Source organism: Escherichia sp. MAL-1 (assembly GCF_052948035.1).
The window spans coordinates 2,352,009-2,368,885 of the sequence record NZ_CM129609.1 but is presented as its reverse complement, the minus strand read 5'-3'; the positions used below and the strand labels follow the sequence as shown (position 1 = coordinate 2,368,885).

Sequence of the window (16,877 nt, the reverse complement as noted above, 5' to 3'; positions counted from 1 at the left end):
CGCTTCAGTGGCAAACTCCATTTTTATGCGTTTTGCCCTAATATTTATTCTTCTTATCACGTTTTAATCACTGGATATCGATGGAAAAGAAACTGGGACTGAGCGCACTCACCGCGCTGGTATTAAGCTCAATGCTGGGCGCGGGTGTTTTCAGTCTGCCGCAAAATATGGCGGCAGTTGCCAGCCCGGCAGCACTGCTCATCGGCTGGGGTATTACTGGCGCTGGCATTTTATTGCTGGCCTTTGCCATGCTGATCCTCACGCGCATTCGTCCCGAACTTGACGGCGGTATCTTTACCTATGCCCGCGAAGGGTTTGGCGAGCTAATCGGCTTTTGTTCCGCATGGGGATACTGGCTGTGCGCAGTCATCGCCAACGTCTCCTATCTGGTGATCGTTTTTTCCGCGTTAAGCTTTTTTACGGACACGCCGGAATTGCGCCTGTTTGGCGATGGTAATACCTGGCAATCGATAGTCGGTGCATCGGCTTTATTGTGGATTGTTCACTTTTTGATCCTGCGCGGGGTGCAAACCGCTGCCAGCATTAACCTGGTGGCGACACTGGCAAAATTGTTGCCGCTGGGTCTGTTTGTTGTGCTGGCGATGATGATGTTCAAACTGGATACCTTCAAGCTCGACTTCACCGGACTTGCACTTGGCGTACCCGTTTGGGAACAGGTGAAAAACACCATGCTGATCACCCTGTGGGTTTTCATTGGTGTGGAAGGTGCCGTGGTTGTTTCTGCGCGTGCGCATAATAAACGTGATGTTGGCAAAGCGACACTGCTGGCGGTTCTCTCCGCTCTGGGCGTTTACTTGCTGGTAACGCTGCTTTCGCTGGGTGTGGTGGCACGTCCTGAACTGGCTGAAATTCGTAACCCGTCAATGGCCGGTCTGATGGTGGAAATGATGGGACCATGGGGCGAAATCATCATCGCTGCCGGTTTGATCGTTTCCGTTTGCGGCGCGTACTTAAGCTGGACCATCATGGCAGCAGAAGTACCGTTCCTGGCCGCCACTCATAAAGCATTCCCGCGCATTTTTGCGCGCCAGAACGCACAAGCTGCGCCATCCGCCTCACTGTGGTTGACCAACATCTGCGTGCAAATTTGTCTGGTACTCATCTGGCTGACCGGTTCCGATTACAACACGTTGCTGACCATCGCCTCAGAAATGATTCTGGTGCCCTATTTCCTGGTCGGCGCGTTCTTGCTGAAAATCGCAACCCGTCCACTGCATAAAGCGGTAGGTGTCGGTGCCTGCATTTATGGCTTATGGTTATTGTACGCCTCTGGTCCAATGCACTTGCTGTTATCCGTTGTTCTGTATGCACCGGGGCTGCTGGTTTTCCTGTACGCGCGCAAAACGCATACCCATGATAATGTACTGAACCGTCAGGAAATGGTGCTGATTGGCATGCTGTTAATTGCCTCAGTTCCGGCGACCTGGATGCTGGTGGGATAACGTTCATCCCATCGTTGGATAGCAAAGGAGATAACGATGGGTAAAACCCAGCCCTTGCCAATATTAATTACTGGCGGAGGTCGTCGCATCGGCCTCGCCCTCGCATGGCATTTCATTAATCAAAAGCAACCGGTGATTGTCAGCTATCGGACACACTATCCAGCCATTGATGGACTGATTAATGCAGGTGCGCAGTGTATTCAGGCTGATTTTTCGACCAACGACGGTGTGATGGCGTTTGCCGATGAAGTACTAAAAAGCACCCATGGTCTGCGTGCTATTTTGCATAACGCCAGTGCGTGGATGGCGGAAAAACCGGGTGCGCCACTGGCCGACGTACTGGCTTGCATGATGCAGATCCACGTTAATACCCCATACCTGCTCAACCATGCGCTGGAAAGATTACTGCGTGGGCACGGACACGCCGCCAGCGATATCATTCACTTTACCGATTATGTGGTGGAGCGCGGTAGCGACAAACATATTGCGTATGCTGCAAGCAAAGCGGCACTGGATAATATGACCCGCTCGTTTGCCCGCAAGCTGGCACCGGAAGTGAAAGTGAATTCTATTGCGCCATCGCTGATCCTGTTTAATGAACATGATGATGCCGAATATCGACAACAGGCGCTGAATAAATCACTGATGAAAACCGCGCCTGGCGAGAAAGAAGTGATCGACCTGGTCGATTACTTACTTACCAGTTGCTTTGTCACCGGACGCAGTTTCCCACTTGATGGCGGTCGTCATCTGCGTTAATGCAGCTTTATCCAGCATATAATCAACACCCATGCGCTTATCCCCCAACACGCAACAGAACCAACAAAAGCGGCGGGCAAGCGCATCATTCCGGTGAAATACCACAGCGACACCAGGTAAACAAAATAGGGAATAATCGACCACATACTAAAAATGATGGTTGCGCGTAAGGCTTCAATGCCGCGTTCGCTGGCAACAATATAATGCGCGATAAGCGCAAAGGTCGGGAAAAGTGGAATCAGCCCGGCGATATAATAATTTTTCGTTTTTGCTAAAACACCAATCAACAGCACTACCAGCGCACCGAGCGCGGCTTTGATTACCAGCCCCATCTTTTTACCTTAACACTTCCATAACAAGTCATCAGTAGAATACCTGATGAAAACTTGTTTAGAAACGATTGATAGTAAGTAAAAACAGCGCGGTGTATTGTGACGTTTTTATATCTACCGTGAATGTTATGAACACTATCGTATTTGTGGAAGATGATGCGGAAGTCGGTTCACTGATTGCCGCGTACCTGGCAAAACATGATATGCAGGTTACCGTAGAGCCGCGCGGCGACCAGGCCGAAGAAACCATTTTGCGAGAAAATCCGGATTTGGTGTTACTCGACATCATGCTACCAGGCAAGGACGGCATGACCATTTGTCGTGATTTACGCGCAAAGTGGTCTGGACCGATTGTTCTTCTAACCTCTCTCGATAGCGATATGAACCACATCCTGGCACTGGAAATGGGTGCCTGCGACTATATTCTCAAAACGACGCCCCCTGCTGTTTTGCTAGCGCGTTTACGTTTGCATTTGCGTCAGAATGAGCAAGCCACACTGACCAAAGGTCTTCAGGAAACGTCTCTGACTCCCTACAAAGCCCTGCATTTCGGCACGTTGACCATCGATCCCATCAACCGCGTAGTCACCCTGGCTAACACTGAAATCTCGCTCTCGACAGCTGATTTCGAATTATTGTGGGAATTAGCTACCCATGCCGGGCAAATCATGGACCGCGATGCATTGCTGAAAAATTTACGCGGCGTCAGTTATGACGGACTGGATCGTAGCGTGGACGTGGCTATTTCGCGGTTAAGAAAAAAACTACTCGATAACGCCGCAGAACCTTATCGCATTAAAACCGTGCGTAACAAAGGCTATCTTTTTGCGCCTCATGCATGGGAATAAGCGATGAAAAAATTGTTTATCCAGTTTTACCTGTTATTGTTTGTCTGCTTCCTTGTGATGTCTCTGCTGGTTGGGCTGGTGTACAAATTTACCGCCGAACGCGCGGGCAAACAGTCGCTGGATGATTTGATGAACAGTTCGCTGTATCTGATGCGCAGCGAATTGCGTGAGATCCCCCCACACGACTGGGGTAAGACGCTGAAAGAGATGGATTTAAATCTCTCTTTCGATCTGCGTGTCGAGCCACTGAGTAAATACCATCTTGATGATATTTCCATGCACCGACTGCGTGGCGGCGAAATTGTCGCCCTGGACGATCAGTACACGTTTTTGCAGCGTATCCCGCGCAGCCACTACGTGCTGGCAGTTGGTCCTGTTCCTTATCTTTATTACCTCCATCAAATGCGATTGCTGGATATCGCCCTGATCGCTTTTATTGCTATTTCCCTCGCCTTTCCGGTGTTTATCTGGATGCGTCCGCACTGGCAGGATATGTTAAAACTGGAAGCAGCGGCGCAACGATTTGGCGATGGGCATCTCAATGAACGTATCCACTTTGATGAGGGTTCGAGCTTTGAACGACTTGGCGTCGCATTTAACCAGATGGCGGACAATATCAACGCCTTAATTGCCAGCAAAAAACAGCTTATTGACGGTATCGCTCACGAACTGCGAACACCGTTAGTGCGCCTGCGTTATCGACTGGAGATGAGCGATAACCTGAGCGCCGCCGAATCCCAGGCGTTGAATCGTGATATCAGTCAACTTGAAGCTTTAATTGAAGAGCTGCTGACTTATGCCCGACTCGATCGCCCACAAAACGAGCTTCATCTTAGCAAACCAGACCTGCCGTTGTGGCTGTCAACGCATCTGGCAGATATTCAGGCAGTAACGCCCGATAAAACGGTACGGATAAAAACGCTCATGCAAGGCCATTATGCGGCGTTGGATATGCGCTTAATGGAGCGCGTGCTGGATAATTTGCTCAATAACGCCCTGCGCTACTGCCATTCAACGGTTGAAACCAGCCTGCTACTGTCGGGGAATAAAGCGACATTAATTGTTGAGGATGATGGCTCAGGGATTGCCCCAGAAAACCGCGAACATATCTTTGAACCTTTTGTTCGCCTCGATCCCAGCCGGGGTCGCTCAACCGGCGGCTGCGGGCTGGGACTGGCAATTGTCCACTCTATAGCACTGGCAATGGGCGGTACGGTTAATTGTGGCACCAGCGAACTGGGTGGTGCCCGCTTCTCGTTTAGCTGGCCGTTATGGCATAACATCCCGCAATTTACCTCTGCTTGACACTACGCGCACGGTGGTCAAGTCACCACCACTGTGCTATAAATTAAGGATGTTGTAACTAAAGTGGTTAATATTATGGCGCGTTACGATCTCGTAGACCGACTCAACACTACTTTTCGCCAGATGGAACAAGAGCTGGCTGCATTTGCCGCTCATCTTGAGCAACACAAGCTATTGGTTGCCCGCGTGTTCTCTTTGCCGGAGGTAAAAAAAGAGGATGAGCATAATCCGCTTAATCGTATTGAGGTAAAACAACATCTCGGCAACGACGCGCAGTCGCTGGCGTTGCGTCATTTCCGCCATTTATTTATTCAACAACAGTCCGAAAATCGCAGCAGCAAGGCCGCTGTCCGTCTGCCTGGCGTGTTGTGTTACCAGGTCGATAACCTTTCGCAAGCAGCGTTGGTCAGTCATATTCAGCACATCAATAAACTCAAGACCACGTTCGAGCATATCGTCACGGTTGAATCAGAACTCCCCACCGCGGCACGTTTTGAATGGGTGCATCGTCATTTGCCGGGGCTGATCACCCTTAATGCTTACCGCACGCTCACCGTTCTGCACGACCCCGCCACTTTACGTTTTGGCTGGGCTAATAAACATATCATTAAAAATTTGCATCGTGATGAAGTCCTGGCACAGCTGGAAAAAAGCCTGAAATCACCACGCAGTGTCGCACCGTGGACGCGCGAGGAGTGGCAAAGAAAACTGGAGCGAGAGTATCAGGATATCGCTGCCCTGCCACAGAACGCGAAGTTAAAAATCAAACGTCCGGTGAAGGTGCAGCCGATTGCCCGCGTCTGGTACAAAGGAGATCAAAAACAAGTACAACACGCTTGCCCTACACCGCTTATTGCGCTGATTAATCGGGATAATGGCGCGGGCGTGCCGGATGTTGGGGAGTTGTTAAATTACGATGCCGACAATGTGCAACACCGTTATAAACCACAGGCGCAGCCGCTTCGTTTGATCATTCCCCGGCTGCACCTGTATGTTGCGGATTAACGCCCGGCTTTCATACTGCCGACCATCTGTTCTGGCCGTACCCAGCTGTCAAACTCGGCTTCGCTAAGATACCCCAGCGCAAGGGCCGCAGCTTTTAAGGTCAGCCCTTCTTTATGCGCTTTTTTGGCGATCTCCGCGGCTTTGTCATAACCAATGTGGGTGTTAAGCGCAGTCACCAGCATCAGCGATTCATTGAGTAATTGATTGATTCGCTCACGATTCGGTTCAATACCCACTGCGCAGTGTTTGTTAAAACTTTCCATGCCATCTGCCAGCAAGCGCACCGATTGCAGGAAATTGTGGATCACCATTGGACGGAAGACGTTCAGTTCAAAGTTACCGGAAGCGCCCCCCATGTTGATCGCCACGTCGTTCCCCATCACCTGACAGCAGAGCATGGTTAATGCCTCACACTGTGTTGGATTCACTTTCCCCGGCATGATTGAGCTGCCCGGCTCATTTTCCGGGATTGAGATTTCACCAATTCCGCAGCGCGGGCCAGAGGCCAGCCAGCGGACATCATTGGCGATTTTCATCAGTGACGCAGCCAACCCTTTCAACGCGCCGTGCGCCTGAACCAGGGCATCACAGGTCGCCAGCGCTTCAAATTTGTTCGGCGCGGTAACAAACGGTGCACAGGTAATGACTGCCAGTTCATCTGCTACGCGACGCGCATACTCCGGATGGGTATTTAGTCCAGTACCCACCGCTGTACCGCCAAGAGCCAGTTCCGCTACGTGAGGCAGGCTGTATTCGATATGTTTGAGATTATGCTCGAGCATCGCTACCCAGCCGGAAATCTCCTGCCCCAGCGTTAACGGCGTGGCATCCTGCAAGTGAGTACGACCAATTTTGACGATATCGGCAAAAGCACGGGATTTCTCATTCAGTGTCTGTGTCAGGGTTTTAAGCTGAGGAATGAGTTGCTTGCGCAGCGCCAGCAGCGCCGCAACGTGCATCGCCGTCGGAAAGACATCGTTGGAACTTTGGCTTTTGTTCACGTCGTCGTTAGGGTGAACTTTACGTTCCATCCCGCGCACACCGCCGAGTAATTCACTGGCCCGGTTAGCCAGCACTTCGTTCATGTTCATGTTACTTTGCGTGCCGGAGCCGGTCTGCCAGATAGCCAGCGGGAATTCGTCGTCATGCTGTCCTGCCAGTACTTCATCCGCCGCCTGACGAATGGCGCTCGCTTTCTCTTCAGACAACAAGCCTAAATCTTCATTAACTTTTGCCGCTGCACGCTTGGTTAGCGCCAGCGCATGAATCAGTGAGGTGGGCATTTTCTCCGTCGAAATGCGGAAATGCTCCAGCGAGCGTTGAGTTTGTGCGCCCCACAGCTTATCTGCCGGGACATCAATCGCCCCCATCGAATCTTTTTCGCTGCGTACTGTATTCATGACCTGCTCCTCACCTGATTAATTTTTTCTTTCTGTTTTGCTTTCGTTAAGCAACTTTTAGCTCACTTATTATTTACCATTTGATAACAAATGTTTGGTCTTTCGTGCCATGTAAAAAAACCGCCCCGAAGGGCGGCTCTGTTTATTTCACACAGCGGGTGCATTGTGTGAGTTGTATCTGCTGGAAGAAGTCATTTCCTTTATCATCCACAAGGATAAACGCCGGGAAATCTTCCACTTCAATTTTCCAGATGGCTTCCATTCCCAGTTCCGGATATTCAACACATTCCAGGCTCTTAATACTTCCCTGCGCCAATACAGCGGCCGGACCACCGATACTGCCAAGGTAGAAGCCGCCGTGTTTTTTACAGGCATCCGTCACCTGCTGGCTGCGGTTGCCTTTCGCCAGCATGATCATACTTCCGCCCTGCGCTTGCAGTTGATCGACATAAGAATCCATCCGTCCGGCGGTCGTTGGGCCAAGAGAACCGGAGGCATAACCTTCCGGCGTTTTGGCCGGACCCGCGTAGTAAATCGGATGATCTTTGATGTACTGCGGCAGCCCTTCACCGTTATCCATCCGCTCTTTCAGTTTGGCGTGAGCAATATCACGACCGACGATAATCGTGCCGTTAAGCGATAAGCGTGTAGAAACGGGATACTGCGACAACTGTGCGAGGATCTCTTTCATCGGACGGTTAAGGTCAACGCGCACCGCTTCGCCTTCTCCCGCTTTGCGCAGCTCTTCCGGGATATATTTGCCTGGATTATGTTCCAGTTTTTCGATCCAGATCCCCTGACGGTTGATCTTCGCTTTGATATTACGGTCAGCAGAGCAGGAGACGCCCATACCGACCGGGCAGGATGCGCCGTGACGTGGCAGGCGAATCACGCGGATGTCGTGAGCGAAGTATTTACCACCAAACTGCGCACCCAGACCAAGATTTTGCGCTTCGATCAGCAATTCTTTTTCCAGTTCCACATCGCGGAACGCCTGACCGTGCTCATTCCCTTCCGTTGGCAGTTCATCATAGTATTTCGCGGAAGCCAGTTTCACCGTTTTAAGGTTCGTTTCTGCAGAAGTTCCACCAATAACGAACGCAATATGATACGGAGGACAGGCCGCCGTACCCAGCGTGCGCATCTTCTCAACCAGGTAATTTTTCAGTTTCCCCGGCGTCAGTAACGCTTTGGTTTCCTGATAGAGATACGTCTTGTTTGCCGAACCACCACCTTTGGCGATACAGAGGAATTTGTATTCGTCGCCATCAACGGCATAAAGATCGATCTGCGCTGGCAGATTGGTGCCGGTATTCACTTCTTTATACATATCCAGCGGCGCGTTTTGCGAGTAGCGCAGATTATCTTCGATATAAGTGTTATAGACACCGCGCGCCAGCGCCGCTTCATCACCACCACCGGTCCATACACGCTGCCCTTTTTTACCAACAATAATCGCGGTGCCGGTATCCTGACAGGTTGGCAGAACGCCTTTCGCCGCGATGTCGGAGTTACGCAGGAATTGCAGCGCCACATATTTATCATTTTCGCTGGCCTCCGGGTCACGCAGAATGTCGGCCACCTGTTGTTGGTGCGCCGGACGCAGCATGAACGACGCATCATGAAACGCCTGGCGCGCCAACAGAGTTAACGCTTCGGGTGCGACTTTCAAAATCTCCTGCCCTTCAAATTCAGATACGCTAACGTGTTCGCTGGTTAGCAGGTAATACTCAGTATCATCTTTTTTGAGTGGAAAAGGAGCCTGATAATGAAAGGGTTTGTTTGACATTGTTCTCTCACTTACTGCCTGGTTTGGTTATGCTCTGGGCGGGTGTTCCGTTGCCCTGTTAAAAGCGAGTAACAATATCCTACACACTTTTTTAACAAAAACTGAGACTAGTACGACTTTTTGCGGCTCCAGGTTACTTCCCGTAGGATTCTTGCTTTAATAGTGGGATTAATTTCCACATTAAAACAGGGATTGATCATGCAAAAACTCATTAACTCAGTGCAAAACTATGCCTGGGGCAGCAAAACGGCGTTGACTGAACTTTATGGTATGGAAAATCCGTCCAGCCAGCCGATGGCCGAGCTGTGGATGGGCGCACATCCGAAAAGCAGTTCACGAGTGCAGAATGCCGCCGGAGATATCGTTTCACTGCGTGATGTGATTGAGAGTGATAAATCGACTCTGCTCGGAGAGGCCGTTGCCAAACGCTTTGGCGAACTGCCTTTCCTGTTCAAAGTATTATGCGCAGCACAGCCACTCTCCATTCAGGTTCATCCAAACAAACACAATTCTGAAATCGGTTTTGCCAAAGAAAATGCCGCAGGTATCCCGATGGATGCCGCCGAGCGTAACTATAAAGATCCTAACCACAAGCCGGAGCTGGTTTTTGCGCTGACGCCTTTCCTTGCGATGAACGCGTTTCGTGAATTTTCCGAGATTGTCTCCCTACTCCAGCCGGTCGCAGGTGCACATCCGGCGATTGCTCACTTTTTACAACAGCCTGATGCCGAACGTTTAAGCGAACTGTTCGCCAGCCTGTTGAATATGCAGGGTGAAGAAAAATCCCGCGCGCTGGCGATTTTAAAATCGGCCCTCGATAGCCAGCAGGGTGAACCGTGGCAAACGATTCGTTTAATTTCTGAATTTTACCCGGAAGACAGCGGTCTGTTCTCCCCGCTATTGCTGAATGTGGTGAAATTGAACCCTGGCGAAGCGATGTTCCTGTTCGCTGAAACACCGCACGCTTACCTGCAAGGCGTGGCGCTGGAAGTGATGGCAAACTCCGATAACGTGCTGCGTGCGGGTCTGACGCCTAAATACATTGATATTCCGGAACTGGTTGCCAATGTGAAATTCGAAGCCAAACCGGCTAACCAGTTGTTGACCCAGCCGGTGAAACAAGGTGCAGAACTGGACTTCCCGATTCCAGTGGATGATTTTGCCTTCTCGCTGCATGACCTTAGTGATAAAGAAACCACCATTAGCCAGCAGAGTGCCGCCATTTTGTTCTGCGTCGAAGGCGATGCAACGTTGTGGAAAGGTTCTCAGCAGTTACAGCTTAAACCGGGTGAATCAGCGTTTATTGCCGCCAACGAATCACCGGTGACTGTCAAAGGCCACGGCCGTTTAGCGCGTGTTTACAACAAGCTGTAAGAGCTTACTGAAAAAATTAACATCTCTTGCTAAGCTTATTAAAGGCTTATAACACCTTCAGGCGGCCAGTCCGCCTGATTTCATTTTATGGATAATCATTATGAATAAATCGCTGGTAGCGGTAGGCGTCATTGTTGCGCTAGGCGTAGTCTGGACAGGCGGCGCATGGTATACAGGCAAGAAGATTGAAACCCATCTCGAAGACATGGTCGCGCAGGCGAACGCGCAACTCAAACTGACAGCTCCTGAATCCAACCTGGAAGTGAGTTATCAAAACTATCATCGCGGCGTATTCAGCAGCCAGTTGCAACTGTTGGTGAAACCCATTGCCGGGAAAGAAAATCCGTGGATTAAAAGCGGTCAGAGCGTCATCTTCAACGAATCGGTTGATCATGGTCCCTTCCCGCTTGCCCAGCTTAAAAAACTGAACCTGATCCCGTCGATGGCATCAATTCAAACCACGCTGGTTAATAACGAAGTAAGCAAACCACTGTTTGATATGGCAAAAGGTGAAACGCCTTTTGAGATTAACTCGCGCATTGGTTACAGCGGTGATTCCAGTTCCGATATTTCGCTCAAGCCACTGAATTACGAGCAAAAGGATGAAAAAGTCGCCTTTAGCGGCGGCGAGTTCCAGTTAAATGCTGACAGAGACGGCAAAGCCATCTCCCTTTCCGGGGAGGCGCAAAGTGGTCGGATAGACGCAGTTAACGAATACAACCAGAAAGTGCAGTTGACCTTTAATAATCTGAAAACCGACGGTTCCAGCACGCTGGCAAGTTTTGGTGAGCGTGTAGGAAATCAAAAACTGTCACTGGAAAAAATGACCATTTCAGTGGAAGGCAAAGAACTGGCACTGCTGGAAGGCATGGAGATCAGCGGTAAATCGGATCTGGTCAATGACGGTAAAACGATCAATAGCCAACTGGATTACTCGCTAAACAGCCTGAAGGTACAGAATCAGGATCTGGGCAGCGGCAAGCTGACTTTAAAAGTCGGCCAGATTGATGGTGAAGCCTGGCATCAGTTTAGCCAGCAATATAACGCGCAAACTCAGGCGCTGCTGGCACAGCCAGAAATTGCCAACAACCCCGAACTTTATCAGGAGAAAGTGACGGAAGCCTTCTTTAGCGCCCTGCCGCTGATGCTGAAAGGCGATCCGGTGATTACTATCGCGCCGCTAAGCTGGAAAAACAGTCAGGGTGAAAGTGCCCTGAATCTGTCGCTGTTCCTGAAAGATCCGGCAACGACTAAAGAAGCGCCGCAAACGCTGGCGCAGGAAGTAGATCGTTCGGTTAAATCTCTGGATGCGAAACTGACCATTCCGGTGGATATGGCAACTGAGTTTATGACTCAGGTAGCGAAGCTGGAAGGTTATCAGGAAGATCAAGCGAAAAAACTGGCGAAACAGCAAGTTGAAGGTGCATCAGCAATGGGGCAGATGTTCCGTCTGACCACCTTGCAGGACAATACCATCACCACCAGCCTGCAATATGCTAACGGTCAGATAACGTTAAATGGGCAGAAAATGTCGTTAGAAGATTTTGTTGGCATGTTTGCGATGCCAGCTCTTAACGTTCCGGCTGTACCGGCAATTCCGCAGCAGTAATTCACGGCCAAAACGCCGGAGAATTTTCACTCCGGCGTTTTCATCTGAAAACAAACCAGAGATTGCCTGATGCGCTACGCTTATCAGGCCTACCTTTTCCTGCAACACTTTGAATTTATGAGTTTTTGTAGGCTGGATAAGGCGTTTACGCCGCATCCGGCATAAAAAACGCGCACTTTGTCAACAATCTGAAACGCCGGAGGTTTTTCTCTCCGGCGTTATTTCTTACTTCAGCATAAAGTCATATTGAATACTCATTTTCACATCCCAGTAATTCAGGCGATCGCCCAGCGCACTGCCATCGCGCTTTTCCCGCCCTTTATCGGCAGCAAGAAAGAAATTCATCCCTTGTAACGGCCCTTCGCTGACCCGATAGTTCATACCACCTAAGATACCCGCGCCTTCAATCCGCACATCTCGTTTACTGGATTCATAGCCGCGAGTCACAATCGGTGCAAATGTCAGTGTAAATTGCGGCGTTAAACGATAGTTGACGCCCAATTGCCAGGACTGCATTCCTTCACGGTTACGATCAAGACTTAATGAAAAGGGATAGCCAATGTCGGTATCCACCACGGCACCATTCATTGCATGGCGCAAATAACCACCACTGCCAAATACGCTTCCCCACGGCGCATTCCAGGTCAATTGTCCACTAACCAACGCCGTTTCATTGGGCTGGCTGGTATTACGACTTAAACCTTCGAGCTGCGCGTAAAAGCCGAGCAACTCCCCTTTCAACGTATAATTCGGGTCGAGCGGTATGCTTTTCTCGAGAATACTTTGTATCTGATTGGAAACATCTTTCTGTACCGATCCCCCCAGAGAATAGCGACTGGTATCATCATGCCAACTGGCGGCTAAAAAAGAACGTGCGCGATGTTTATCGTATTTTCCCGTCTGGCTGTTATACACCCCTTCATCACGAATACCGGTTGTTGAATCAGTCCATAAAAATACTCGTGAACGCCACATTCCCCACAGATCAATATTTGGTGTTAAAGCCCAATAACCTAATGCTCCTTCAGAAACTGTCGGTAATGTACGTTGCGAACTGCCAGCCATTAACGGAATACGATAAGGTAAGCTACCATAACTATAATCCGTCCCGAAGCGACCTAATTTAAGCAGGCTATTTTCACTGGGTTTTATTTTTACTGCCCCCAGGGCAAAGCCAAAACTTTTATCACCATCAAGATACCACCGGGTACTCATATCAGCACGAGCACCTAATTTATAAACATAATACGCCCCGCCTTCAACGCCAATAATATTGGAATAATAACCACTATTGAAATCGAGCAATCCTCCCTGTACCCATGCGTAAATATCTCTTCCCGCGCCAGCACTGGGCTTATCCGCCCTGCGCAATTCGTTTTTCAGTCTGATGCGTAGTCCCGCTTCATCGTCAGCCAGTTGCGCCGCATAAGCAGAGGTAAGGCCAGAGGCAGCCGTCAGGCAAATAACGGCCATGGCCACTATTTTTCTCATAGTTGCACCTTTGATGTTCTGATTATTTTTATTGAATATTAATTAGTGATATCGCTGATTAATTGCTGCTGCACTTTTTTACGATTATCAATTTCAACCACGATTTCTTTGAATTTTTTATCCGTGAGCGGATAAAACCAGATAATAACGAATGCCAGTAGCATAAATCCGCAAGGTACTAAGGCAATTGATGTGCGGATGCCCATAATAACTTCCGGCGTTTGCACCTGATTGGCGATATATCCGCTTAACCCCAAAATAAAGGCAGGAATTGAACCTCCGATTGCCTGACCGCATTTACGGGTAAATGAGAATAGTGAATAGGTGAGCCCTTCAATTCGCACGCCGGTCAGGTATTCACCGTATTCTACGGTATCAGCTTCCAGCGCCCACATCACGGTCATGGTAACGCCCTGACCAATTGAAGCGATGGCCAACGCAACCAACGCCACCGGCAGTGACCAGACGGAAACCCAGAAGAACAGCAGATAACCGCAGGTTCCCAGCAAAGCGCCAATCAGGAAGGTATTCTTTTTACCGATCCTCGCGACCATCCCCGGCACCAGCGGTGCCGATGCCACAGTACCAACCAGGTTTTGCACCAGTACCAGCACAGTGAACAGCCCGGTATCATTTAACACATAGCGCACGTAGAACAACGACGAGGTGCTGACCGCAAAGGTCGAAATCAGCACACACAGCGCACCGATGCACAACATAAACAGCGGGCGATTCCGTTTCAGGGTTTGCAGACTGATATTCAATGACGGCTGCGCAACGATACGTACCACATTCTCACGCGTCGATTTGAAGCAGATGAAGTAAAGCACCATTCCGGCAATCGCCAGCACAATTGTCCAGAAATGGTATACCGACACCATCTCTTCCGGGCTGGAGTTCTTAATGCTCGGTCCTATCAGAAATGCCAGGCAGACAAAGGTCAATGAAGCGGCAATCCCACGAGCCGCGCCCAGACGGGCGCGGGATTGTGGTTGTTGGGTCATCGCGGTAGCAAGTGAACCATAAGGAATATTCACCAGGCTGTAGCAAAGCCCGAGGCCCATGTAGGTCAAATATGCATACACCACTTTGCTACCATGGCTCCAGTCGGTCGGCACCCAGAATACCAGCACGCTGAAGATCATTAACGGCGCAGTACCGAAGAGTAAAAACGGGCGGAATTTTCCCCAGCGGGTATTCACACTGTCCACCACTCGTCCGGCAAAGACGTCGGCGAAGGCATCGAATACCCGCACCAGTAACAGCATGGTGCCCGCCGCAGCGGCACCGACGCCAGCGACGTCGGTGTAGTAACTCAACAGGAAGAGCGCCCCCATTGCGAAGGCGAAGTTATTGGCGACGTCACCGAGGCTGTAGCCGACGATGGTGCGCCAGGAGAGTTGTTGATTCATTGTTTGCCTCCCTGCTGCGGTTTTTCACCGAAGTTCATGCCAGTCCAGCGTTTTTGCAGCAGAAAAGCCGCCGACTTCGGTTTGCGGTCGCGAGTGAAGATCCCTTTCTTGTTACCGCCAACGCGCAATATGCCTTGCGAGGTCGCAAAATCGGCGAAATTCCATACCTGTTCACCGACGACGGCGCTGACGCGATCAAAGACGCGGTGATACATATCCAGCCATGCACACTGATACTCTTCACTCCACATGTCGGTGTACATTGAGTGCAGCCCGGCTAACGTATCCACGCCGTATTCGGTGATGATAATCGGCTGATGCAGTTTCTCCTGCCAGGCCAGAAGTTCTTTTTCCAGTACCTTCTCTGCCGTTTCCAAATCGCCGCTTTGGACATACCATCCGTAATAACGGTTCAGGCACAGCACATCAAAGAGATCGCTGATGGTATCGGTGTGAGCGTCGCAGAACATTACATTGACGCAGGTGATCGGACGCGTCGGGTCGAGTTTACGCGTTGCTTCCGCCAGTGGCGCGAAATATTCCCGTGCACCTTGCGGACGGGTATCCGGTTCGTTGGCAATACTCCACATCACCACGCTTGGGTGGTTTTTGTCACGCGCTATCAGCTCTTTAATCGCCTGTAAGTGCGCTTGCTGAGTTTCCCCGTTGACTGCCTCTTCGCTGTACAGTTCTTTCGGCTTGTTGCCCGCTTCGAAACCAATGCCTAAAGAGAGGTTAAAGCCGACAGCAGCAGTTTCATCAATCACCACGATGCCATGTTCATCTGCCCAGTCGAGCATCTCTTCAGCGTAAGGGTAATGCGAGGTACGGTAGGAGTTGGCCCCAATCCAGTCCATTAATGCGTGGTCGTGCACCATCAGCACGTTATCGAATCCTTTGCCACGCAAGTCCGCATCTTCATGACGACCAAAACCCGTAAAGTAGAACGGTTTGTGGTTAATCAGGAACTGTTCGCCCTTCACTGCCACTGACCGGATGCCGACGCGAAGCGGGTAGATATCACACTCTGTCTGGCTTTTGGCTGTGACGCACAGTTCATAGAGATAACCTTCACCCGGTTGCCAGAGGTGCGGATTCACCACTTGCAAAGTCCCGCTAGTGCCTTGTCCAGTTGCAACCACCTGTTGATCCGCATCACGCAGTTCAACGCTGACATCACCATTGGTCACCACCTGCCAGTCAACAGACGCGTGGTTACAGTCTTGCGCGACATGCGTCACCACGGTGATATCGTCCACCCAGGTGTTCGGCGTGGTGTAGAGCATTACGCTGCGATGGATCCCGGCATAGTTAAAGAAATCATGGAAGTAAGACTGCTTTTTCTTGCCGTTTTCGTCGGTAATCACCATTCCCGGCGGGATAGTCTGCCAGTTCAGTTCGTTGTTCACACAAACGGTGATACGTACACTTTTCCCGGCAATAACATACGGCGTGACATCGGCTTCAAATGGCGTATAGCCGCCCTGATGCTCCATCACTTCCTGATTATTGACCCACACTTTGCCGTAATGAGTGACCGCATCGAAACGCAGCACGATACGCTGGCCTGCCCAACCTTTCGGTATAAAGACTTCGCGCTGATACCAGACGTTGCCCGCATAATTACGAATATCTGCATCGGCGAACTGATCGTTAAAACTGCCTGGCACAGCAATTGCCCGGCTTTCTTGTAACGCGCTTTCCCACCAACGCTGATCAATTCCACAGTTTTCGCGATCCAGACTGAATGCCCACAGGCCGTCGAGTTTTTTGATTTCACGGGTTGGGGTTTCTACAGGACGTAACATAAGGGACTCCTCATTAAGATAATAATACTGGTCAACCTTTAATCTGATTAGTTAACCAATTCTGTGTTGCACACAGTTATCTGTGAGAAACCCATGGAAGAGAAATGGAAATAAAAAGAACTGACACCGCGATCAAAAAACCAAAAACTGCAATACCCACAGCGTGATATAGATCGCATTAATCTTTAAAACAGCGTTGACAGAAGCCATAAAATAAGCAACCGAACGTTCGTTCGAGCGTATTGGGAACGATAAACTCTCATGACATATGGCTACAGTGAA

At 50.2% G+C, this 16,877-nt stretch carries 13 protein-coding genes; 7 read left to right on the top strand and 6 right to left on the bottom strand.

The features are described from left to right. The first annotated feature begins 80 nt into the window (after nucleotides 1-80). Together ACU8XX_RS11665 and folM are read left to right on the top strand one after the other, a co-directional pair. On the top strand, nucleotides 81-1,463 hold the full coding sequence (locus ACU8XX_RS11665; protein ID WP_016242155.1) for an amino acid permease: 1,383 nt from the start codon (nucleotides 81-83) through the stop codon (nucleotides 1,461-1,463). Nucleotides 1,464-1,499: 36 nt separating this feature from the next. After that, complete coding sequence (folM, locus tag ACU8XX_RS11660; protein WP_000520804.1) at nucleotides 1,500-2,222, top strand: dihydromonapterin reductase; 723 nt, start codon at nucleotides 1,500-1,502, stop codon at nucleotides 2,220-2,222. On the opposite strand, the gene ACU8XX_RS11655 is transcribed toward folM, so the two are convergent. After that, entirely contained in the window at nucleotides 2,219-2,554 is a 336-nt protein-coding gene (locus ACU8XX_RS11655) for a GlpM family protein (protein ID WP_000524868.1), read from the bottom strand. The two genes, folM and ACU8XX_RS11655, sit on opposite strands and share 4 nt — an antisense overlap. Before the next feature lie 128 nt (nucleotides 2,555-2,682). Here ACU8XX_RS11655 and rstA point away from each other — a divergent pair, with 128 nt between their 5' ends. From rstA to tus, 3 genes are all read left to right on the top strand, one after another. Next, the gene (gene rstA, locus ACU8XX_RS11650) at nucleotides 2,683-3,402 is read left to right on the top strand and encodes a two-component system response regulator RstA (protein WP_001092508.1); all 720 of its coding nucleotides are present in this window, start codon (nucleotides 2,683-2,685) and stop codon (nucleotides 3,400-3,402) included. A gap of 3 nt (nucleotides 3,403-3,405) precedes the next feature. Beyond that, the gene (gene rstB, locus ACU8XX_RS11645; RefSeq protein WP_112034077.1) at nucleotides 3,406-4,707 is read left to right on the top strand and encodes a two-component system sensor histidine kinase RstB; all 1,302 of its coding nucleotides are present in this window, start codon (nucleotides 3,406-3,408) and stop codon (nucleotides 4,705-4,707) included. A 75-nt stretch (nucleotides 4,708-4,782) separates the two neighbouring features. Then, nucleotides 4,783-5,712: a DNA replication terminus site-binding protein gene (tus, locus tag ACU8XX_RS11640; RefSeq protein ID WP_001295399.1), complete on the top strand. Its 930-nt coding sequence runs from the start codon at nucleotides 4,783-4,785 to the stop codon at nucleotides 5,710-5,712. On the opposite strand, the gene fumC is transcribed toward tus, so the two are convergent. Together fumC and fumB are read right to left on the bottom strand one after the other, a co-directional pair. Beyond that, nucleotides 5,709-7,112: a class II fumarate hydratase gene (gene fumC, locus ACU8XX_RS11635; RefSeq protein WP_001099085.1), complete on the bottom strand. Its 1,404-nt coding sequence runs from the start codon at nucleotides 7,110-7,112 to the stop codon at nucleotides 5,709-5,711. The two genes, tus and fumC, sit on opposite strands and share 4 nt — an antisense overlap. 142 nt (nucleotides 7,113-7,254) lie before the next feature. After that, nucleotides 7,255-8,901, bottom strand: coding sequence for a class I fumarate hydratase (gene fumB / locus ACU8XX_RS11630; RefSeq protein WP_000066639.1), 1,647 nt, complete (start codon nucleotides 8,899-8,901; stop codon nucleotides 7,255-7,257). A gap of 198 nt (nucleotides 8,902-9,099) precedes the next feature. Here fumB and manA point away from each other — a divergent pair, with 198 nt between their 5' ends. Both manA and ACU8XX_RS11620 read left to right on the top strand, forming a co-directional pair. Further along, entirely contained in the window at nucleotides 9,100-10,275 is a 1,176-nt protein-coding gene (manA, locus tag ACU8XX_RS11625; RefSeq protein WP_001170664.1) for a mannose-6-phosphate isomerase, read from the top strand. Nucleotides 10,276-10,375: 100 nt separating this feature from the next. After that, nucleotides 10,376-11,884 carry a YdgA family protein gene (locus ACU8XX_RS11620; RefSeq protein WP_001043339.1) on the top strand — a complete coding sequence of 503 codons (1,509 nt, stop codon included), beginning with the start codon at nucleotides 10,376-10,378 and terminating at the stop codon, nucleotides 11,882-11,884. Nucleotides 11,885-12,109: 225 nt separating this feature from the next. Here ACU8XX_RS11620 and uidC read toward each other — a convergent pair whose 3' ends face one another. Genes uidC through uidA form a run of 3 tightly spaced genes read right to left on the bottom strand, consistent with a single transcriptional unit; the run spans nucleotide 12,110 to nucleotide 16,595 of the window. Then, nucleotides 12,110-13,375, bottom strand: a complete 1,266-nt coding sequence (uidC, locus tag ACU8XX_RS11615; RefSeq protein WP_001227036.1) for a glucuronide uptake porin UidC — start codon at nucleotides 13,373-13,375, stop codon at nucleotides 12,110-12,112. Nucleotides 13,376-13,413: 38 nt separating this feature from the next. After that, entirely contained in the window at nucleotides 13,414-14,787 is a 1,374-nt protein-coding gene (gene uidB, locus ACU8XX_RS11610; protein WP_112034076.1) for a glucuronide transporter, read from the bottom strand. Beyond that, the gene (gene uidA / locus ACU8XX_RS11605; protein WP_000945881.1) at nucleotides 14,784-16,595 is read right to left on the bottom strand and encodes a beta-glucuronidase; all 1,812 of its coding nucleotides are present in this window, start codon (nucleotides 16,593-16,595) and stop codon (nucleotides 14,784-14,786) included. The genes uidB and uidA overlap by 4 nt, the downstream gene beginning before the upstream one ends. Between the last annotated feature and the right edge of the window lie 282 nt (nucleotides 16,596-16,877).

Excerpts from the sequence above, each read along its gene's own strand:
- tus (WP_001295399.1), top strand. The coding sequence starts at position 4,783 with ATGGCGCGTTACGATCTCGTAGACCGACTCAACACTACTTTTCGCCAG.
- ACU8XX_RS11655 (WP_000524868.1), bottom strand. The coding sequence starts at position 2,554 with ATGGGGCTGGTAATCAAAGCCGCGCTCGGTGCGCTGGTAGTGCTGTTG.
- uidB (WP_112034076.1), bottom strand. The coding sequence starts at position 14,787 with ATGAATCAACAACTCTCCTGGCGCACCATCGTCGGCTACAGCCTCGGT.
- rstB (WP_112034077.1), top strand. The coding sequence starts at position 3,406 with ATGAAAAAATTGTTTATCCAGTTTTACCTGTTATTGTTTGTCTGCTTC.
- fumC (WP_001099085.1), bottom strand. The coding sequence starts at position 7,112 with ATGAATACAGTACGCAGCGAAAAAGATTCGATGGGGGCGATTGATGTC.
- uidA (WP_000945881.1), bottom strand. The coding sequence starts at position 16,595 with ATGTTACGTCCTGTAGAAACCCCAACCCGTGAAATCAAAAAACTCGAC.
- folM (WP_000520804.1), top strand. The coding sequence starts at position 1,500 with ATGGGTAAAACCCAGCCCTTGCCAATATTAATTACTGGCGGAGGTCGT.
- rstA (WP_001092508.1), top strand. The coding sequence starts at position 2,683 with ATGAACACTATCGTATTTGTGGAAGATGATGCGGAAGTCGGTTCACTG.
- ACU8XX_RS11665 (WP_016242155.1), top strand. The coding sequence starts at position 81 with ATGGAAAAGAAACTGGGACTGAGCGCACTCACCGCGCTGGTATTAAGC.
- manA (WP_001170664.1), top strand. The coding sequence starts at position 9,100 with ATGCAAAAACTCATTAACTCAGTGCAAAACTATGCCTGGGGCAGCAAA.
- fumB (WP_000066639.1), bottom strand. The coding sequence starts at position 8,901 with ATGTCAAACAAACCCTTTCATTATCAGGCTCCTTTTCCACTCAAAAAA.
- ACU8XX_RS11620 (WP_001043339.1), top strand. The coding sequence starts at position 10,376 with ATGAATAAATCGCTGGTAGCGGTAGGCGTCATTGTTGCGCTAGGCGTA.
- uidC (WP_001227036.1), bottom strand. The coding sequence starts at position 13,375 with ATGAGAAAAATAGTGGCCATGGCCGTTATTTGCCTGACGGCTGCCTCT.